The 19,465-nt window shown below is 61.9% G+C and carries 18 protein-coding genes and 1 tRNA gene; 3 read left to right on the top strand and 16 right to left on the bottom strand.

What is annotated here, in order from left to right:
• Positions 1 to 167 precede the first annotated feature (167 nt).
• The 16 genes from nuoI to B0G71_RS14105 form a co-directional block, all read right to left on the bottom strand.
• A complete protein-coding gene (gene nuoI, locus B0G71_RS14030; RefSeq protein ID WP_012432383.1) occupies positions 168 to 656 on the bottom strand; it encodes an NADH-quinone oxidoreductase subunit NuoI in 489 nt (162 codons plus the stop codon).
• 15 nt (positions 657 to 671) lie between these two features.
• Positions 672 to 1,736: an NADH-quinone oxidoreductase subunit NuoH gene (gene nuoH, locus B0G71_RS14035; protein ID WP_116119428.1), complete on the bottom strand. Its 1,065-nt coding sequence runs from the start codon at positions 1,734 to 1,736 to the stop codon at positions 672 to 674.
• A complete protein-coding gene (gene nuoG, locus B0G71_RS14040; RefSeq protein ID WP_116142447.1) occupies positions 1,737 to 4,070 on the bottom strand; it encodes an NADH-quinone oxidoreductase subunit NuoG in 2,334 nt (777 codons plus the stop codon).
• A 123-nt stretch (positions 4,071 to 4,193) separates the two neighbouring features.
• Positions 4,194 to 5,522 carry an NADH-quinone oxidoreductase subunit NuoF gene (gene nuoF / locus B0G71_RS14045; RefSeq protein WP_116142448.1) on the bottom strand — a complete coding sequence of 443 codons (1,329 nt, stop codon included), beginning with the start codon at positions 5,520 to 5,522 and terminating at the stop codon, positions 4,194 to 4,196.
• Positions 5,519 to 6,004 (bottom strand): NADH-quinone oxidoreductase subunit NuoE, encoded by a 486-nt coding sequence (gene nuoE / locus B0G71_RS14050; protein WP_106280364.1) that lies wholly within the window; start codon positions 6,002 to 6,004, stop codon positions 5,519 to 5,521. Before nuoE ends, nuoF begins: the two co-directional genes overlap by 4 nt.
• A 131-nt stretch (positions 6,005 to 6,135) precedes the next feature.
• Positions 6,136 to 7,389, bottom strand: coding sequence for an NADH-quinone oxidoreductase subunit D (locus B0G71_RS14055; protein ID WP_012432378.1), 1,254 nt, complete (start codon positions 7,387 to 7,389; stop codon positions 6,136 to 6,138).
• A 9-nt stretch (positions 7,390 to 7,398) separates the two neighbouring features.
• Entirely contained in the window at positions 7,399 to 8,001 is a 603-nt protein-coding gene (locus B0G71_RS14060) for an NADH-quinone oxidoreductase subunit C (RefSeq protein WP_116142449.1), read from the bottom strand.
• 21 nt (positions 8,002 to 8,022) lie between these two features.
• Entirely contained in the window at positions 8,023 to 8,502 is a 480-nt protein-coding gene (locus B0G71_RS14065; RefSeq protein WP_006052903.1) for an NADH-quinone oxidoreductase subunit B family protein, read from the bottom strand.
• Between the two features lie 63 nt (positions 8,503 to 8,565).
• Entirely contained in the window at positions 8,566 to 8,925 is a 360-nt protein-coding gene (locus tag B0G71_RS14070; protein WP_013339872.1) for an NADH-quinone oxidoreductase subunit A, read from the bottom strand.
• A 162-nt stretch (positions 8,926 to 9,087) separates the two neighbouring features.
• A tRNA-Leu gene (locus B0G71_RS14075) sits at positions 9,088 to 9,172 on the bottom strand.
• A gap of 113 nt (positions 9,173 to 9,285) precedes the next feature.
• A complete protein-coding gene (gene secG, locus B0G71_RS14080; protein WP_095419939.1) occupies positions 9,286 to 9,663 on the bottom strand; it encodes a preprotein translocase subunit SecG in 378 nt (125 codons plus the stop codon).
• Between the two features lie 82 nt (positions 9,664 to 9,745).
• Positions 9,746 to 10,525 (bottom strand): triose-phosphate isomerase, encoded by a 780-nt coding sequence (tpiA, locus tag B0G71_RS14085; RefSeq protein WP_116142450.1) that lies wholly within the window; start codon positions 10,523 to 10,525, stop codon positions 9,746 to 9,748.
• A gap of 120 nt (positions 10,526 to 10,645) precedes the next feature.
• Entirely contained in the window at positions 10,646 to 11,662 is a 1,017-nt protein-coding gene (locus tag B0G71_RS14090; RefSeq protein WP_116142451.1) for an NAD(P)H-quinone oxidoreductase, read from the bottom strand.
• A 151-nt stretch (positions 11,663 to 11,813) separates the two neighbouring features.
• Positions 11,814 to 13,970: a polyribonucleotide nucleotidyltransferase gene (pnp, locus tag B0G71_RS14095; RefSeq protein WP_181916771.1), complete on the bottom strand. Its 2,157-nt coding sequence runs from the start codon at positions 13,968 to 13,970 to the stop codon at positions 11,814 to 11,816.
• Between the two features lie 344 nt (positions 13,971 to 14,314).
• The gene (rpsO, locus tag B0G71_RS14100) at positions 14,315 to 14,587 is read right to left on the bottom strand and encodes a 30S ribosomal protein S15 (protein WP_011487489.1); all 273 of its coding nucleotides are present in this window, start codon (positions 14,585 to 14,587) and stop codon (positions 14,315 to 14,317) included.
• A 175-nt stretch (positions 14,588 to 14,762) separates the two neighbouring features.
• Positions 14,763 to 16,142 (bottom strand): branched-chain amino acid ABC transporter substrate-binding protein, encoded by a 1,380-nt coding sequence (locus B0G71_RS14105; protein WP_116142453.1) that lies wholly within the window; start codon positions 16,140 to 16,142, stop codon positions 14,763 to 14,765.
• A 183-nt stretch (positions 16,143 to 16,325) separates the two neighbouring features.
• Here B0G71_RS14105 and B0G71_RS14110 point away from each other — a divergent pair, with 183 nt between their 5' ends.
• The 3 genes from B0G71_RS14110 to B0G71_RS14120 all read left to right on the top strand — a co-directional run bounded on the left by B0G71_RS14110 (position 16,326) and on the right by B0G71_RS14120 (position 19,410).
• Entirely contained in the window at positions 16,326 to 16,877 is a 552-nt protein-coding gene (locus B0G71_RS14110) for a hypothetical protein (RefSeq protein ID WP_106280353.1), read from the top strand.
• Between the two features lie 226 nt (positions 16,878 to 17,103).
• Positions 17,104 to 17,742, top strand: coding sequence for a carbonic anhydrase (locus B0G71_RS14115; RefSeq protein ID WP_116142454.1), 639 nt, complete (start codon positions 17,104 to 17,106; stop codon positions 17,740 to 17,742).
• Between the two features lie 87 nt (positions 17,743 to 17,829).
• On the top strand, positions 17,830 to 19,410 hold the full coding sequence (locus tag B0G71_RS14120; RefSeq protein ID WP_116142455.1) for a SulP family inorganic anion transporter: 1,581 nt from the start codon (positions 17,830 to 17,832) through the stop codon (positions 19,408 to 19,410).
• Positions 19,411 to 19,465: the final 55 nt, after the last annotated feature.

Genomic DNA, 19,465 nt, shown 5'->3' on the forward strand with positions numbered 1-19,465 from the left:
TTAGGCCATCGTCAGGCATTGTTCTTTGGCACTTGTGGTTGACATACCGCTGGCATACCGCCAGAACAGCCGCACAGGTGCGCCGTGCCGCGGCGTTCGGGCTGCGGCGCCCGGCCCGACAACAGGCCGTGATTGCTGCATTTACTGCTTTAACTGGATAAAGCGCTTCAACGATACGGTGCGTCGGCTGCCTTGTTCGCCGCGATCTCCGCTTCATAGCGATCGCCCACGGCCAGCAGCATGTCTTTCGTGAAGTACAGGTCGCCACGCTTCTCGCCGTGATACTCGAGAATGTGCGTTTCGACGATCGAATCGACCGGGCAGCTTTCTTCACAGAAACCGCAGAAGATGCACTTGGTCAGGTCGATGTCGTAACGCGTGGTGCGACGGGTGTTGTCCGCGCGCGTTTCCGACTCGATCGTAATGGCGAGCGCCGGGCACACCGCTTCGCACAGCTTGCAGGCGATGCAGCGCTCTTCGCCGTTTTCATAACGGCGCAGCGCGTGCAGGCCGCGGAAACGCGGCGAAATCGGGGTCTTCTCTTCCGGGAACTGCACGGTCACCTTGCGTTGGAACGTATAACGTCCGGTCAGCGCGAGGCCTTTGAGCAGTTCCGTGAGGAAGAAGGTCTTGAAAAAGTTTTGGATTGCGGTCATGGGTTCATCCGCCCTTTATTTCCAGATGTTCAACGGCGACATGATCCAGAAGCCGACCACCACCAGCCACACCACGCAGACCGGAATGAAGATCTTCCAGCCCAGACGCATGATCTGGTCATAGCGATAGCGCGGGAATGTGGCACGCGCCCAGATGAACACCGACAACAGGAAGAAAACCTTGAGGACCAGCCAGAAGATGCCCGGGATGAACGACAGAAACCCGAACGGAGCGCTCCAGCCACCAAGGAACAGCGTTGCAGCCAATGCCGAGATCACGATCATGTTGATGTACTCGGCAAGGAAGAACAGCGCGAACGCCATACCCGAGTAATCGATCATGTGGCCCGCGACGATTTCCGACTCCCCTTCCACCACATCGAACGGGTGACGGTTCGTTTCGGCGATGCCCGAGATGAAGTACACGACGAACATGGGCAGCAGCGGCAGCCAGTTCCACGACAGGAAGTTCAAGCCGTACGACGCGAAGATGCCATGTTCCTGCGAAGCGACGATGCCCGACAGGTTCAGCGTGCCGGCGGTCATGAGCACGACGACGAGCGCGAAGCCCATCGAGATTTCGTACGAGACCATCTGCGCCGCGGCGCGCATTGCGCCGAGGAACGCATACTTCGAGTTCGACGCCCAGCCGGCCAAGATCACGCCGTACACGCCAATCGACGAGATCGCCATTGCGTACAGCAGTCCGGCGTTGATGTCGCCGAGCACCGCGCCCGCCTGGAACGGAATCACCGCCCAGACCGCGAACGCCGGCACCACCACCATGATCGGCGCGATCAGGTAGATCCAGCGGCTCGCTTGCGCAGGCTGAATCACTTCTTTCAGCAACAGCTTCAGCACGTCGGCGATCGGCTGCAGCAAACCTGCGGGGCCGACGCGGTTCGGGCCGAGACGCACGTGCATCCAGCCGATCAGCTTACGCTCCCACAGAATCAGGTAAGCCACGCACAGCAGGATCACGACGGCCACCACCAGGATGCGCACCAGTGCCCACACCGTGGGCCATGCCACACCGAGAAGCTGGGTGCCGCCCGAGTTGATCGTATCGAACAAGCTCATTTACGCCTTCTCCACCACCAGTTCACCGAACAGGCTGCCCAGCGCTGCACCGGCAGGCGTAGCCGCCGATACGCGGACGACCGTCTCCGCAAGATTAGCGTCACGCACGGCCGGCAACTGCACCGATTGCTCGCCCTGGCGCACGCGCACCGCGTCGCCTTCCTTCAAACCCAGTTTGTCGAACAGCCCAGCGGGCAGACCGACCGTATTCGCCGCACGTGCTGCAGCGGTCAAATGCAACGACTCGGCGCGACGCACCAGCGCATCGGCGTGATAGATCGGCACGTTCGCGATACGTTCGAACTTGCCTTCCGCTGCCTTCGCCGCCTTGCCGCGTGCAACCGTGGCGCCCGTCTTGTTCGACAGACGCGAGTTCAGTTCGCCGTCGCCGAGAGCGGCCGCGCGCACTTCTTCCGAGGTGTCGAATTCGAAGCCGGGCAGGCCCAGCAGGCTGCCCAGCACGCGCAACACCTTCCATGCCGGACGCGTGTCACCGAGCGGACGCACGACGCCGTTGAACGTCTGCACCGTACCTTCGGCGTTGACGAACGTGCCGGCCGTTTCCGTGTACGGAGCGATCGGTAGCAGCACGTCGGCGTATTCCGCGCCGGTCTGGAACGGCGACATCACGACAACCATTTCAGCCTGCTTCAGCGCGGCCAAAGCCTGCGCCGGATTGGCCGTGTCGAACTCCGGTTCGACGTTCAGCAGCACATAACCCTTGCGCGGTTGCTCGAATACTTCGCGAGCGTTCAGACCGCCCTCGCCCGGCAACGCGTTCACGAGATGCGCGCCGACCGTGTTGGCCGCTTCCGTCAGGAAGCCGAGCGTTGCGCCGGTCGCGTCCGCGATCCATTGGGCGGCTGCGTGAATGACAGCGAAGTCCGGATGACGAACCGCGCTGTTGCCCAGCAACACCAGGCGACGTTCGCCCGTGGCGAGCGACTTCGCGACTTTCTTGTGCGCATCCGAGGGTTGCGTGCCGGCGAAGGCTTCCGGCAGTGCCACGCCGTTCGCTTCCGACACCGCGCCGGCGATCCCAGCCAGCGCCTCGAGCCATGCGGACGGCGCTGCCACGACGCGCTCCGCTTGCGGAATCAGCGCATCGTCGTTAGTGGATTGCACGAGCGTAAGCTTCGCGCCGCCCTTGGCGGCCTGACGCAGACGCGCGGCGAACAGCGGATGATCGCGACGCAGATCCGAGCCGACCACCAGTGCGGCGTCGACGTTCGACAGATCGGCGATCGCCGTGCCGAGCCACGGCGTGCCGCTGACCGGTGCGGAGAAATCCGACTGACGCAGACGGAAGTCGACGTTAGGCGTGCCGACCGCTTGCGCGAGTTGCTTCAACAGGAACAATTCCTCGACGGTGCTGTGGGCGCTGCCGAGCGCGGCCAGCGCATTCGCGCCGTGGTCGCCCTTGATGCCCTTCAGTCCCTTCACCACATATTCGAGCGCGGTTTGCCAGTCGGTCTCGACCCATTTGCCACCTTGCTTGAGCATAGGCTGGGTCAGACGCTCGGGGCTGTTCAGGCCTTCGTACGAGAAGCGGTCTTTATCCGAAATCCAGCATTCGTTGATGGATTCGTTTTCGAACGGCAGAACGCGCATCACGCGATTGTTCTTCACCTGCACCACGAGGTTCGCGCCGACGGAATCATGCGGGCTCACCGACTTGCGGCGCGACAGTTCCCACGTACGGGCGCTGTAGCGGAACGGCTTGCTGGTCAGCGCGCCGACCGGGCACAGATCGATCATGTTGCCCGACAGTTCCGAATCCACCGTCTTGCCGACGAACGATGTGATTTCCGAATGCTCGCCGCGGCCCAGCATGCCGAGTTCCATCACGCCGGCCACTTCCTGACCGAAACGGACGCAACGCGTGCAGTGAATGCAGCGCGACATTTCTTCCATTGAGATCAGCGGGCCGACGTTCTTGTGGAACACCACGCGCTTTTCTTCGCTATAGCGCGATCCCGACTTGCCATAGCCCACGGCCAGATCCTGCAACTGGCACTCGCCGCCCTGATCGCAGATCGGGCAATCCAGCGGGTGATTGATCAGCAGGAATTCCATCACGGCTTGCTGGCCCTTCACCGCTTTGTCCGACTTGGTGCGCACGATCATGCCGGCCGATACCGGCGTGGCGCATGCGGGCACCGCCTTCGGCATCTTTTCGACATCGACCAGACACATCCGGCAGTTGGCCGCAATCGACAGCTTCTTGTGATAGCAGAAGTGAGGAATGTACGTGTCGACCTTATGCGCAGCCTGGATCACCATGCTGCCTTCAGGCACCTCTACTTTCTTGCCGTCTATTTCAAGTTCAACCATGATGGTCAATCTTCCTTAACCTGTTACCGCTCAATCGTTCGCCCGTTCATCGCCCGTTTCAGGCGATGAATCCCGCGGATGACGTGTTCTTCTGCGTACTTATCTGCTTATCGATCCGCAGACTCAAGCCGCTACGGTTTCCGACGCCGCCGCTGCGCCGGCATGACCGCCGACAAGGCAATGCTTGTGGGCAACGTGATATTCGAACTCGTCCCAGTAGTGCTTGAGCATGCCGCGAACCGGCATGGCCGCTGCATCGCCGAGCGCGCAGATCGTGCGGCCCATGATGTTTTCAGCAACCGAGTTCAGCAGATCCAGATCTTCCGGACGGCCGAGCCCATGCTCGATACGATGCACGACGCGGTACAGCCAGCCCGTGCCTTCGCGGCAAGGCGTGCATTGACCACACGATTCTTCGTAATAGAAATACGACAGCCGCAACAACGAGCGCACCATGCAACGCGTCTCGTCCATGACGATGACCGCGCCTGAACCGAGCATCGAGCCGGCCTTGGCGATCGAGTCGTAGTCCATGTCGGTCTGCATCATCATGTCGCCCGGAATCACCGGTGCCGACGAGCCGCCAGGAATCACGGCCTTGATCTTCTTGCCGCCGCGCATGCCGCCGGCGAGTTCCATCAGCGTGGAAAACGGCGTGCCGAGCGGAATTTCGTAATTGCCCGGACGTTCGACGTCGCCGGCGACCGAGAAAATCTTCGTGCCGCCGTTATTCGGCTTGCCGATTTCGAGGTAATTCTGCGGGCCGATTGCGAGGAGGAACGGCACTGCGGCGAACGTCTCGGTGTTGTTGATCGTGGTCGGCTTGCCGTACACGCCGAAGCTCGCCGGGAACGGCGGCTTGAAGCGCGGCTGGCCTTTCTTGCCTTCCAGCGATTCGAGCAGCGCGGTTTCTTCGCCGCAGATATAGGCGCCGTAACCGTGGTGCGCATGCAGCTCGAACGAGAAGCCCGAACCCATGATGTTTTCGCCGAGGAACCCGGCGCGGCGAGCTTCGTCCAACGCCTGTTCAAAGCGTTTGTAGACTTCCCAAATCTCGCCGTGAATATAGTTGTAGCCGACCGTAATGCCCATCGCGTACGCGCCGATGGCCATGCCTTCGATCAGCGAATGCGGATTGAAGCGCAGGATGTCGCGGTCTTTGAACGTGCCCGGTTCGCCTTCGTCCGAATTGCAGACGAGGTACTTCTGGCCAGGGAACTGACGCGGCATGAAGCTCCACTTCAGACCGGTCGGGAAGCCTGCACCGCCGCGGCCACGCAGACCCGACGCCTTGACGTCGGCGATCACCTGCTCCGGCGGAATCTTCTCTTCAAGAATACGGCGCAGCTGGGCGTAACCGCCGCGCGCCACGTAGTCTTCGAGATGCCAGTTGTCACCGTTCAGGCCGGCGAGAATCAGCGGTTTGATGTGACGATCGTGTAAAGACGTCATTTCGAAAGTTCCTCGAGCAGCTGGTCGATCTTCGCGCGGCTCATGAAGCTGCACATGCGATGGTTGTTCACCAGCATCACCGGCGCGTCGCCGCACGAACCCATGCACTCACCTTCTTTCAGGGTGAACTTGCCGTCGGGCGTGGTTTCGCCGAAGTCGATGCCGAGCTTCTGCTTCAGATATTCAGCAGCGCTGTCCGAGCCGCCGTCCGGGCCGAGCTGGCACGGCAGGTTGGTGCAGAGCGTGATCTTGTATTTGCCGACCGGCGAGGTCTCGTACATCGTGTAGAAGGTAGCCACCTCCTGCACGGCGACTGCCGGCATGCCGAGATAGTCCGCGACGAACTGCATGAGTTCGGGCGTCAGCCAGCCATGCTCTTCCTGAGCAGTGGCCAACGCCGACATCACGGCGGACTGTTTCTGATCGGCGGGATACTTCGCGATCGCGCGATCGATTTCTTTCAGGCCTTCAGCTGAGATCATTTTCAGACACGACTCTTTCAATTCCTACCGAACGAAAACCTGTCGCGCGCTGCATGATGCGACAGACCCGGCGTTCCTTTGCTTGACGCGCGCTTCGGTGCAATCTGAAGGCGCGCTCTGATGAATACGTCCTAGCGATCCACTTCGCCGAACACGATGTCCTGCGTGCCGATGATCGTCACGGCGTCGGCGATCATGTGACCGCGCGCCATTTCATCGAGCGTGGACAGGTGTGCGTAGCCCGGTGCGCGGATCTTCAGGCGATACGGCTTGTTGGCGCCGTCGGAGATCAGATAGATGCCGAACTCGCCCTTCGGATGCTCGACCGCGGCGTATGCCTCGCCTTCCGGCACATGGAAGCCTTCTGTGAAGAGCTTGAAGTGGTGAATCAACTCTTCCATGTTCGACTTCATGCCCACGCGCGACGGCGGCGCAACCTTGTGATTGTCGATCATCACGGGGCCGGGATTCTTACGCAGCCACTCAATGCACTGTTTCACAATGCGTGTGGACTGGCGCATTTCTTCGACGCGTACCAGATATCGGTCATAACAATCACCGTTGACCCCCACCGGGATGTCAAAATCGAGCTTGTCATAGACCTCGTACGGCTGCTTCTTGCGCAAATCCCATTCGATACCCGAACCACGCAGCATCGCGCCGGTCATGCCGAGGTTCAGCGCGCGTTCCGGGCTGACCACGCCGATACCGACCAGACGTTGCTTCCAGATCCGGTTGTCGGTAAGCAGCGTTTCGTATTCGTCGACGCACTTTGGGAAACGCGTGAAGAAATCGTCGATGAAGTCGAGGAGCGAACCCTGACGGTTCTCGTTCATCTTCGACAATGCCTTGGCATTGCGGATCTTCGACGCTTTATATTGCGGCATTGCGTCAGGCAGATCGCGATAGACGCCGCCCGGACGATAGTAAGCCGCATGCATCCGTGCGCCGGACACCGCTTCGTACACGTCCATCAGGTCTTCGCGTTCACGGAACGCGTACAGGAACACCGCCATTGCGCCGACGTCGAGCGCGTGCGCGCCGATCCACATCAGGTGGTTCAGCACGCGCGTGACTTCGTCGAACATCACGCGAATGTATTGCGCGCGCACCGGCACCTCGATGCCGAGCAGCTTTTCGATCGCCATCACGTAGCCGTGCTCGTTGACCATCATCGACACGTAGTCGAGACGGTCCATGTACGGCACCGACTGGATGAATGTTTTGGTTTCGGCGAGCTTTTCAGTCGCGCGATGCAGCAGACCGATGTGCGGATCGGCGCGCTGAATGACTTCGCCGTCGAGCTCGAGCACGAGGCGCAGCACACCGTGCGCTGCCGGGTGCTGAGGGCCGAAGTTGAGCGTGTAGTTCTTGATCTCTGCCATGGCGTTCTCTTAGTGTTTCAGACCGCCATAGCGATCTTCGCGGATCACGCGCGGCGTGATTTCTCGCGGCTCGATCGTCACAGGCTGATAGACGACGCGCTTCTCTTCCGGGTCGTAACGCATTTCGACATAACCGGAGACAGGGAAATCTTTGCGGAACGGGTGACCGATGAAACCGTAGTCAGTGAGGATGCGGCGCAGATCCGGGTGACCTTCGAATACGATGCCGTACAGGTCGAATGCTTCGCGCTCGTACCAGTTGACCGAATTCCAGACTTCGACGACAGACGGCAGGATCGGCACTTCGTCGTCCGGTGCGAACACGCGCAGGCGCAGACGCCAGTTGTTCTGCACCGACAACAAATGCAGCACGGCCGCGAAACGCGGACCGTCGTAAGCGCCTTCGGCGTAAGTCTGATAGTCGACGCCGCACAGATCCACGCATTGCTCGAAACCGAGCGAGCGGTCGTCGCGCAGACGCGTTGCCACGTTGAGGTAGTCGCCAGCCTTCACGACGATCGTCAACTCACCGATTGCTTCGCTGAGGTTCAGCAGGAGGCCGCCAAAGGCCGCCTCGAGGTTCGCTTTCAGGGTCTCGAGTTTGCTTGCCATATTGTGGGGGAGGCGTTGGCCTTATTGACGGGCGATTGTGTTGGTGCGGCGAATCTTGGCCTGCAGCTGGATCACGCCGTACACCAGCGCTTCCGCCGTGGGCGGACAACCCGGCACGTAGACGTCCACGGGCACGATCCGGTCACAGCCGCGCACCACCGAATACGAGTAGTGGTAATAGCCGCCGCCGTTCGCGCACGAGCCCATCGAGATCACCCAACGCGGCTCGGCCATCTGGTCGTAGACCTTGCGCAGAGCCGGCGCCATCTTGTTGCACAGCGTGCCGGCGACGATCATCACGTCCGACTGACGCGGACTCGGACGAAACACCACGCCGAAACGGTCGAGGTCATAACGGGCAGCGCCCGCATGCATCATCTCGACCGCACAGCACGCAAGACCGAACGTCATCGGCCACAGCGAGCCGGTGCGCGTCCAGTTGATCAGTTTGTCAGCTGTGGTGGTGACAAACCCTTCCTTCAAGACCCCTTCGATACTCATTTGCTCTCCACTCCAGACGGGGTGGCAAGCCTTGGCCACCCACGCAAACCGGCGATTAATCCATCATTCCCAGTCGAGGCCGCCTTTCTTCCAGATATAGGCGAAGCCCAACAGGAATTCGAGCAGGAAAATCATCATTGCCATGAAACCGGGCCAGCCGATGTCGCGCAGGGCGACGCCCCACGGAAACAGGAACGCGGTTTCAAGATCGAAAATGATGAAGAGAATGGCGACGAGGTAATAGCGCACATCGAACTTCATGCGCGCGTCTTCGAATGCTTCGAAGCCGCACTCGTACGGTGCGTTTTTCTCGGTATCAGGCTTGTTGGGACCGAGGATCTTGCCGATACTGACCAGTGCTACGCCTAAACCGGTGCCCACAACGAGGAACAACAAGACGGGGAAATAGGCTGCGAGGTTCAAGACTATCCTCAATCGGTTGGTTCTGAGTGCCGTCAGGAGCATAGCACTCCTGACGCGAAATCACTTCCGAAACGCACATGCCGCAAGCCCAACGCAAGCCGCACGCCAGAAGTGAAAATGCCAGCCGAAGCGAAGCAAGCGGCTGGCATTTAGATAACATTTTGGTGCCGACGGCGAGACTCGAACTCGCACAGCTTTCGCCACTACCCCCTCAAGATAGCGTGTCTACCAATTTCACCACGTCGGCACTGCATGCAATCCGGGAAAACAACTTATAAAACCCGCGAATCGCTTCAAGACTTAGATTGTAACTGGTCTAAACAGATTGTTCAACGCACAAAAGCACGTTTGAACGAAAATTTATTTCGGCACGTCGGTCGCCGGGACCGACGCAGCCGACGCCGGCAAAACAGCCGAGCCACCTGCCGGCGCCGAAGCAGCCGAGGCCGCGACCGGTGCGGTGACAGCCGCGCCCAGCACGCCTGCGGAAGGTTTCGCACGATACGCGCCGAGGTAAGTGAGCGTCAGCGTGGTGACAAAAAACACCGCTGCGAGAACCGCCGTTGTACGCGACAAAAAGTTCGCCGAACCGGTCGCGCCGAACAGGCTGCCGGACGCGCCGCTACCAAAAGCCGCGCCCATATCGGCGCCTTTGCCGTGTTGCAGCAAAACGAGGCCAATCACCCCAAGTGCCGACAACAGCTGAACGACGATAATCAATGTTTTCAAATACAGCATCACACTCACCTGAGTCTTTATTTAACCGCGCCACACACTGCGTGTTGCACGGGATGGGGTCATCCTCGCCAAGGCGCCCTGCTTAACCGGCGACGCTCGTTGCGGCCGCCGCCTTGCAGATCGCCAGGAAATCCTGGTCTTTCAACGACGCGCCGCCGATCAGGCCACCGTCGATATCCGGCTGGCGGAACAGTTCTTCCGCGTTCTCCGGTTTCACACTGCCGCCGTACAGCAACGGTACATCCGCCACCGCCGCGCCCTTTGCCGCCAGACGCGCACGCAGGAACGCATGAACCGCCTGCGCCTGCTCCGCGCTCGCGCTCTTGCCGGTGCCGATAGCCCAAACCGGCTCATACGCGACGACAAGCTTCGCCGCCTCTTGCACCGACAATTTCGCCAGCACTTCGTCCAGCTGCGTGCCGACCACCTGCTCGGTCGAACCGGCTTCGCGCTCTTCAAGCGTTTCGCCGACGCAAACGACCGGCGTCAGACCCGCTTCCAGCGCGCGCTGCGTTTTGACCGCGACCAGCTCAGCGCTTTCGCGATGATAGGCACGGCGCTCCGAGTGCCCGACGATCGCGAGCGTGGCGCCGAACTCCGCCACCATCGGCGCGGCCACTTCGCCGGTATAGGCGCCGTGCGTGAACGCCGACACGTCCTGCACGCCCCACACGACCCGGCTGCCGTCCAGCAACGATTGAGACTGCGCGAGATACGGACTCGGCACACAGACGCCGACGCGCACGTCGGCCGGCAATTCGCCCGCGCCTTGTGCCACCGCCTGCAACAACGCGGCATTCTCGGCGAGGCGCCCGTGCATCTTCCAGTTACCGACTACCAGCTTGGCTCGTTGTTTCGACATCGTCTCGTCTTGTCTTGGCGGCGGACTTCGTTTGCGCTTACAGTCCGCCTTTCGGTTTCATGCGGCGTGCGCAAAACGCGCAATTTTACTGCGTGGGGTGGATCGGGTCAAACCGACCTGTCAAGCGTCCTGACCCCAAGACAGTACGATCTTGCCGACGTGCGTGCTGCTCTCCATCAGCGTGTGCGCGTCAGCAGCCTGCGCGGCTGGAAATACGCGATGCACCACGGGCTTGATGCGCCCATCTTCGAGATGCGGCCAGACGTGCTCTTTCAACTGCGCGGCAATCTTCGCCTTGAATTCGATCGGCCGCGGACGCAGCGTCGAACCCGTCACCGTCAAACGGCGGCGCAACACTTCGTTCAGGTTCAGCTCCGCTTTCGCGCCGCCCAGCAACGCGATCAGCACGATGCGGCCGCCATCCGCCAACGCCGTCAGCTCGCGCGGCACATAACTGCCGGCCACCATGTCGAGCACCACGTCGACACCGCGATCGTTGGTCAGCGACTTGATCACTTCGACGAAATCTTCAGTCTTGTAGTTGATCGCGCGCTCGGCGCCGAGCGCTTCACATGCGCGGCACTTTTCGTCCGAGCCGGCGGTTGCGAACACGCGAAAGCCGAGCGCATGCGCAATCTGGATCGCCGTCACGCCGATGCCGCTCGAACCGCCCTGCACCAGCAGCGTTTCGTTCGGCGCGCCTTCGCCCTTGCCGAGTTGCGCACGGTCGAACACATTGCTCCACACCGTGAAGAATGTTTCGGGCAGCGAAGCAGCTTCGACATCGGACAAACCGGCCGGCACCGGCAGGCATTGCAACAATGGCGCAACCGCGTATTCCGCGTAGCCGCCGCCGGCCAGCAACGCGCACACGCGATCGCCTACCTTCAGACCGAACGGGTTGTTCTTCTCGTCGATGTTTCCTTCGACGATTTCGCCCGCCACTTCCAGCCCCGGCAGATCCGATGCGCCCGGCGGCGGCGCATAGCCGCCCTTGCGCTGGAACACGTCCGGACGGTTGATGCCGGATGCGGCCACCTTGATCAGCACCTCGCCTGCTTTAGGCTGCGGCGTGGGCCGCTCAGCCAGCTTCAGGACTTCCGGCGCTCCGAATTCGGTGATTTCGATCGCTTTCATCTGCGTCAACTCCAAGATTGGATTGCGTTGCATGCCGGAATGAACAGGTAGAGTACCCGTTTCTAATTACCTGCAACGCAATCCACCCTGCAGCCTTCATAAAAAACGGCCGGCGCGCATTCGCGCTGCCGGCCGTTGTTCCGCTACCGCATTACTGCGGCGTCGGCTCGCCTTGCGGCGCGCCGCTTGCGCCATTCGCGCCTTCGTTCAGCAACGCCTTGGCCGACAAACGCACGCGGCCCTTTTCGTCCGTCTGGATGACCTTGACCTTCACTTGCTGGCCATCCTTCAGGTAGTCGTTGATGTCCTTGATACGCTCGTTGGCGATTTCGGAAATATGCAGCAGACCGTCCTTGCCCGGCAGGATGTTCACGATCGCGCCGAAATCGAGCAGCTTGAGCACGGTGCCTTCGTACACCTGGCCCACTTCGACTTCCAGCGTGATGTTCTCGATACGCTTCTTCGCTTCGGCCATCCCTTCGCTGCTCGTGCTGGCGATGGTGACGACGCCGTCGTCCGAAATATCGATCGTCGTGCCGGTTTCTTCGGTCAGCGCGCGGATCACCGAACCACCCTTGCCGATCACGTCGCGGATCTTTTCCGGATTGATCTTGATGGTGATCATGCGCGGTGCGTAGTCCGACAGCACCGTGTTCGCGCCCGACACCGCCGAGGTCATCTTGCTCAGGATGTGCATACGGCCTTCCTTCGCTTGCGCGAGGGCGACCTGCATGATTTCCTTGGTGATGCCCTGGATCTTGATGTCCATCTGCAGCGCGGTCACGCCTTGTTCCGTGCCCGCCACCTTGAAGTCCATGTCGCCGAGGTGATCTTCGTCGCCGAGGATGTCGGTCAGCACGGCAAACTTGTTGCCTTCCAGGATCAGGCCCATGGCGATGCCGGCGACGTGCGCCTTCATCGGCACGCCGGCGTCCATCAGCGCGAGGCAACCGCCGCACACCGAAGCCATCGACGAGGAACCGTTCGATTCCGTGATTTCCGACACGACGCGAATCGAGTAGCCGAATTCGTCGGCGCTCGGCAGGCATGCAGCGAGCGCGCGCTTGGCCAGACGGCCGTGACCGATTTCACGGCGCTTCGGCGAACCGACGCGGCCCGTTTCGCCGGTCGCGAACGGAGGCATGTTGTAGTGAAGCATGAAGCGTTCGCGGTACTCACCTTCGAGCGCGTCGATGTTCTGCTCGTCGCCCTTGGTGCCCAACGTGGCCACCACCATCGCTTGCGTTTCGCCGCGCGTGAACAGTGCCGAACCGTGGGTACGCGGCAGCACGCCGGTACGGATTTCGATCGGGCGCACGGTACGCGTGTCGCGGCCGTCGATACGCGGTTCGCCGTTCAGGATCTGCGTACGGACGATCTTCGCTTCGATGTCGAACAGCACATTGCCGACGGTTGCCTTGTCGGCCGCCACCGTGCCGCCCGCTGCAGCTTCTTCTTCCAGCTTCTTCGACGTCGCCGCGTAGACTTCCTTGAGCTTGGTCGAACGGGCTTGCTTGTCGCGCAGTTGATACGCAGCCAGCAGGTCGGCTTGCGCCAGTTCCGTCACGCGTGCGATCAACGGCTCGTTCTTCGCCGCCGGTTGCCAATCCCATTCCGGCTTGCCGCCTTCACGGACCAGATCGTGGATCGCGTCGATCGCGATCTGCATTTGCTCATGACCGAACACCACACCGCCGAGCATCACTTCTTCGCTCAGTTGCTGCGCTTCCGATTCCACCATCAGCACCGCGCGTTCCGTACCGGCGACGATCAGGTCGAGCGCCGATTCCTTCATTTGCGGACGCGTCGGGTTCAACACGTATTCATTGTTGATGTAGGCCACGCGTGCTGCGCCGACCGGGCCATTGAACGGCAGACCGGACACGGCGAGCGCCGCCGACGCGCCGATCAGCGCGGGGATGTCGGCGGGGATTTCGGGGTTCAGCGACAGGACGTGGATCACGACCTGGACTTCGTTGTAGAAGCCTTCCGGGAACAGCGGACGCAGCGGGCGATCGATCAGGCGCGAGATCAGCGTTTCGCCTTCCGACGGACGGCCTTCACGGCGGAAGAAGCCACCCGGGATCTTACCGGCGGCGTAGGTCTTTTCGAGGTAGTCGACGGTCAGCGGGAAGAAGTCCTGACCCGGCTTGGCGGTCTTGGCGCCGACCACGGTGGCCAGCACCACGGTATCTTCGACGTCGACGATCACGGCACCGCTCGCCTGGCGAGCGATTTCGCCGGTTTCGAGGCGAACCTTGTGTTGTCCCCACTGAAATTCTTTGACGATCTTATTGAACATAGTCATTGCTTTTCCTCTTCGTAATGCCGCGCGGACCAGAAGCGGCGCGGCAACGCCAGGACCGGCGCCACATGGGAAGAGTAGTGTTATGCCATTCCAGAGAACCACGCCTTACGATGAGTACGCGCGAACCGCTGGAATGACACAAAGCTCCGCCCCTGAAGCCCGGCCGTGAATCCCTTCTTTACTGCCTGCTCTACTGCCTGATTACTGCTTCGCTGCTCCCGCCGCATGAACCGGCACGCTACTGCGGAGAACAGCCGGCGCGCATCACATGAAGCGCACCGTGCAAAAACAAAATGCCTGTATCAGTGGAACTGACACAGGCATCTTGCTGAACGACTGGCCGATTACTTACGCAGACCCAGCTTCTCGATCAGTGCGCGGTAACGATCCGCGTCCTTACCCTTCAGGTAGTCGAGCAGCTTACGACGGCGGCTCACCATGCGCAGCAGACCGCGGCGGCTGTGGTGATCTTTCGTGTGTGCCTTGAAGTGAACGGTCAGTTCGTTGATGCGGGTCGTGAGCAGCGCGACCTGAACTTCGGGGGAGCCGGTGTCGTTGGCTGCGCGTGCGAATTGCGCAACGACTTCGGACTTCTTGCTTGTTTCAACTGCGGACATGTCGATTTCCTTAAGAACTAGACAGGCGGTCACGGAAGAAAGGCCGTGCCGTGGGTTACCCGTATTTGACACGCCCTGGATACAGGCTTGCCTCATAACGGGACGCGTATTGTAGCACAGCCGATTCCGGCCGCGAACCCGGCTGTGCCGGGCGATGGCGCGCGCCCGATCCGCGTTACGGCCGCTTCATCTTGCAGACGGTCGGCAAGACGGTGCGCTCGGGCGGCAACGCCAGCACCGTGCGAAACCCGTAGCCGGAGCCTTCGTTATCGAAATGCACGCCCGGCGTGCCGGCCTTGTCCATCTCCATCACGTAAAGGGGCTGAATCAGTTGATGGTCGTCGGCGCGCATCCGCGAGGCGTGAAAGCCGTTGTCGAAGCGGATTCCTTCCAGCGCTTTCGCCACTGCCGTCGGGTCGGCGCTGCCGGCGCGGGTCATCGCCGCGGCCAGGGTTTCGATCATGAGCGGCATGCGCAGCACGGGGTAATCGTCCTGCGCGGCCGGGAAACGGGTCCGGAAGGCGGCGTACCAGGCATCGGACGCCGCACCGCCGGCGTTCGGATGCCAGTCAGCCACCGCAATCACGTGACCGACACCGGCGTCGCCCAACGCTGCCGGCGCGCCGAGGCTGTTGCCGTAGAACGTGTAGAACTTCGTGTCCAGCCCCTGCTCGCGCGCGGCCTTGACCAGCAGCGTCAGATCGTTGCCCCAGTTGCCCGTGATCACGGCGTCCGCCCCACTCGCGCGGATCTTGGCGATATACGGCGCGAAGTCCTTCACGCGGCCAATCGGATGAAATTCGTCGCCGACCACCGCGATGTCCGGACGCTTCGTCGCCAGCGTCGAGCGCGCGAGGCTGCTGACGTCGTGCCCGAAGCTGTAATCCTGGTTCAGCAGATAGACCTTCTTCACCGCCTTGTCGCGCTGGATCACGTCGGCCAGCGCATCCATGCGCATGCCCGCGTGCGCGTCGAAGCGGAAATGCCAGAAGCTGCAGTTGGCGTTGGTCAGCGCCGGGTCGTCGGCGGAATAGTTGAGAAACAGTTCGCGGTTGCCCGGTTCGCGGCTGTTCTGCTTGTCGATCGCGCCGATCAGCGCGGCGGCAACCGCCGAGCTGTTGCCCTGCATGATGTAGCCGATACGGCGGTCGGCGGCCGCGCGCAGTTGCGTGAGCGCTTCTTCGGTGCCGCCTTTGCTGTCGAGCACGACCAGTTCGAACAGATGCGCACCGTCGGCGAGCTTTACGCCGCCATGCGCATTGACCTGTTCGACGCCGAAGCGCAGGTTGCGCTCCACCGCCGCACCCGCGTTGGCGAACGGGCCCGACATGCCTTCGATAAGCGCCAACTGGATCGGCGCGCCGGCGGGTTTGCTCGCGGGTTTAGCCGCCGCGTTAGCCGCCAGGCTAGCCGCTGGGCCGGCCGCCGCGTTAGCCGCCGCGTTAGTCGCCGTCGCGCCCGGCTCGCTTGCTGCATACGCAACCGCTGCCGCCACGGCCATCGACATTGCCGCCAGCGCCGCTGCCGCGCTCCGTTGCCACTTCGCCATCGTCATCGCCCCGCCTGCCTGGTGAAAGCGCGGATCATAGGTCGTTCAGCATGGAATAAGCAAGCTGGCGCAAGCGTTGTCGTATTGCCGGGCCGGCTCTGCACGCAGCGCAATCTTTTGCCGCAGCGCGTGTCAAAATAATGCGTCTCGATGATAAAAACCGCTACTCAAACGCCATCGGAGGAATACATGTTCAACCGCCATCACGGCACGGCGGCCTCGATCGGAGCGCCTGCCGCTGGGCGCCTGCGCCGCGCGGCGCTTGTTTGCCTGAGCGCGCTGGCGCTCGCCGGCTGCGTGCAGCCGTGGCAGCAATACACCCAGGGCGCGGACGAATCGACGATCGTCGCGCGCCTCGGCCCGCCGCGCGAAAGCTACGACCTGCCGGACGGCGGCAAGCGGCTGATGTGGCCGACCCAGCCGATGGGCGAAACCACCACCGCAGCCGACATCGACGCGGCCGGCAAGATCGTCAACGTGCGCCAGGTGCTGCAACCGAACGAGTTCTATCGCGCCGAAATCGGCAAATGGACCAAGAGCGACGTGCTGGTGAACTTTGGCCGCCCGGTCGAAACCTCTTACTTCCCGCTGATGAAACGCGAAGTCTGGACCTATCGCTACCTGGAAGACAACGTCTGGTACATGATGTACAGCTTTTATTTCGACGAGCAGGGCATCGTGCGGCTTACGCAGAAAACACCCGATCCATTGCACGATCCGGATCGTCGCAGCCTGTTCTGAGCGCCTCGCGAACCAATCCGCATGAATCTACGAAGCCGCCTTCCCGGGCGGCTTTTTTTTATTTATTGCGCATCACGGCGAATATTATTTCGTGCACAGAGGATTTATTTTTTGATAGAAAGGCTTTCGTAAGAATTGATTCGGCGCGGGCCTCACATGAGGCCGCACGGTTTAGCCGTGATTTTCGGCGCCGAATGAATACGCCCCATTTACGGAGCCGCTCTCGATGAACCGTCCCAAACGCCTGCTAGTTGCCAATGTTGCGTGGGCGCATGAAACCGCCGTGCGCAACCCCCAGTTTTTCCGTGATCTGGCGCGAGGTCAGAATCCCCACGTACTGTGGATCGGCTGCTCGGACAGCCGCGTGCCCGCCGAGACCATTACGCATTGTGAGCCGGGCGACCTGTTCGTCCACCGCAACATCGCCAACCTCTTTCAGCCCGACGACGACAATTCGGCGAGCGTTCTCGAGTATGCGGTGAAGGTGCTGAAGGTCGGCCACGTGATCGTCTGCGGCCACTACGGATGCGGCGGTGTGCGCGCCGCACTGCTGCCGCCCGAACCGAGCCTGCCGCATGTGAATCGGCGGATCGCGCCGCTTTGCTCGCTCGCCAGCGCGCATCGCGAAGAACTGCGGGACCTCGAGAGCGAACGTGAGCGTGTCAATCACCTCGCCGAGCTGAACGTGCTCGAACAGGTGCGCGGGTTGCGCGCGCACCCCGTCGTGCGGGACGCCGATCCGGCGCCGCTCGTGCACGGCTGGATCTTCGCGCTCGAAGACGGCCGCCTCAAGGTCCTCACGTCGGGCTACGACGCCGACGACGCCATGACCTGCGCGACCGCCGCCCACAGCGCGGCCGCCTAGCGCGATAGCCGCGCGAGACTTTCTGCGAATCCGATCCGGTTCAGCTTTCGCCGCATACCAGGCGCCACTCCTTACTGCACCGACACCATGAACCTTCGAGCTTTTTTCTCCACATTTCAGCGCGACCTGCTGGCGGGCACGGTCGTTTTTCTGGTGGCTCTGCCGCTCTGTCTGGGCATCGCCAACGCATCGGGCGTCGAACCGTTTGCCGGGCTCGTCTCGGGCATCGTAGGCGGGCTGGTGGTGGCCGTGCTGAGCGGCTCACGTCTGAGCGTGAGCGGGCCAGCGGCGGGCCTTGTCGTGATCGTTGTCGATGGGATCGCGCAGCTCGGCAGCTTCTCCGCGTTCCTGGCGGCCGTGCTGCTGTCCGGCGCGATCCAGTTCGGTTTCGGCATGCTCAAGGCCGGCCGTTTTGCGGCCTATGTGCCGTCGCCGGTAATCAAGGGCATGCTTGCGGCGATTGGCGTGCTGCTGATCGTCAAGCAGTTTCCGCTCGCGCTGGGGCTGTCCAGCGTGGATGCCGCATCCGGTGCGCAAGCCACCGCGCAGACAGCAGCGGCGATTGCCACGCCGTTCGGTTCGATCTCGCTGGCGGCTTGCGTGATCACCGTGCTGTCGCTGGCGATTCTGATCGGCTGGGAAACTCGCGCATTTCGCCGCTTCGCACTGGTGCGCCGCGTACCGGCGCCGCTCGCCGTCGTTCTGCTGGGGATCGGCGCGACGTTGCTGCTCGGCGTGCTGGCGCCGTCGCTCGCGCCGCCCGCTGAACATCGCGTGGCGCTGCCGCCGCTGGAATCGTTCGCCGCGTTGCGGGTCGCTCTCGAATGGGCCGACTTCGGGCCACACTTCGCGCAGCTGATCAATCCGGATGTCTGGCGCGTCGCCATCACGCTGGCGATCGTCGCGAGCCTGGAAACGCTGCTGAGCCTTGAAGCCGTCGAGCAGATCGATCCCGAGCGACGCGCCGCGCCGCCGGATCGCGAACTGAAGGCGCAAGGTATCGGCAACCTGATTGCCGGCGCGATCGGTGGATTGCCGATCACGTCGGTGATCGTGCGCAGTTCAGCCAATGTGCATGCGGGCGCGCAAAGCCGGCTCTCGGCGATCATTCACGGCATGCTGCTGCTCGTCAGCGTGTTTGCGCTCACCAGTGTCATCAACCTGATTCCGCTCGCCTGTCTCGCGGCGATTCTGATCTTCACGGGGATAAAGCTCGCCAAGCCGTCGCTGTTCGTCGCCATCGCGAAACAGGGCTTTGCGCCGTTCGCGCCGTTTATCGTCACCCTCGTCGGCGTGCTCGCGACGGATCTGCTGATCGGCATCGTGCTCGGCATTCTGTGCAGCGTGCTGCTCGCGCTGTATGCGAATCTGCGCAGTCCGATCGTGCTCGCGCAACATGGCGACCACTATCTGCTGTCGTTTCGCAAGGACGTGTCGTTTCTCGGCAAGGTGCCGCTCAAGCACTACCTGCAACAGATTCCCGACGGCGCCACCGTGATCGTCGATGCGACGCGCGCCGATTTCGTCGATCACGATGTACGCGAACTGCTCGACACGTTCGTGGCCGATGCGCCGCGCCGCGGCATCGCCGTCGAAGTGCGGCATCAGGTGCAGGCACAGGCGCGCGCGTCACGCGGCTGGTCGATGCGGCGCGCGGCGACGGAGTAACGCGGCTCGCAATGAACAAAGCCCCGTGCCAATCAAGGCACGGGGCTGTTCCGAT

The organism is Paraburkholderia sp. BL27I4N3 (assembly GCF_003386115.1).
In the GTDB taxonomy this organism is placed as follows: Bacteria; Pseudomonadota; Gammaproteobacteria; order Burkholderiales; family Burkholderiaceae; genus Paraburkholderia.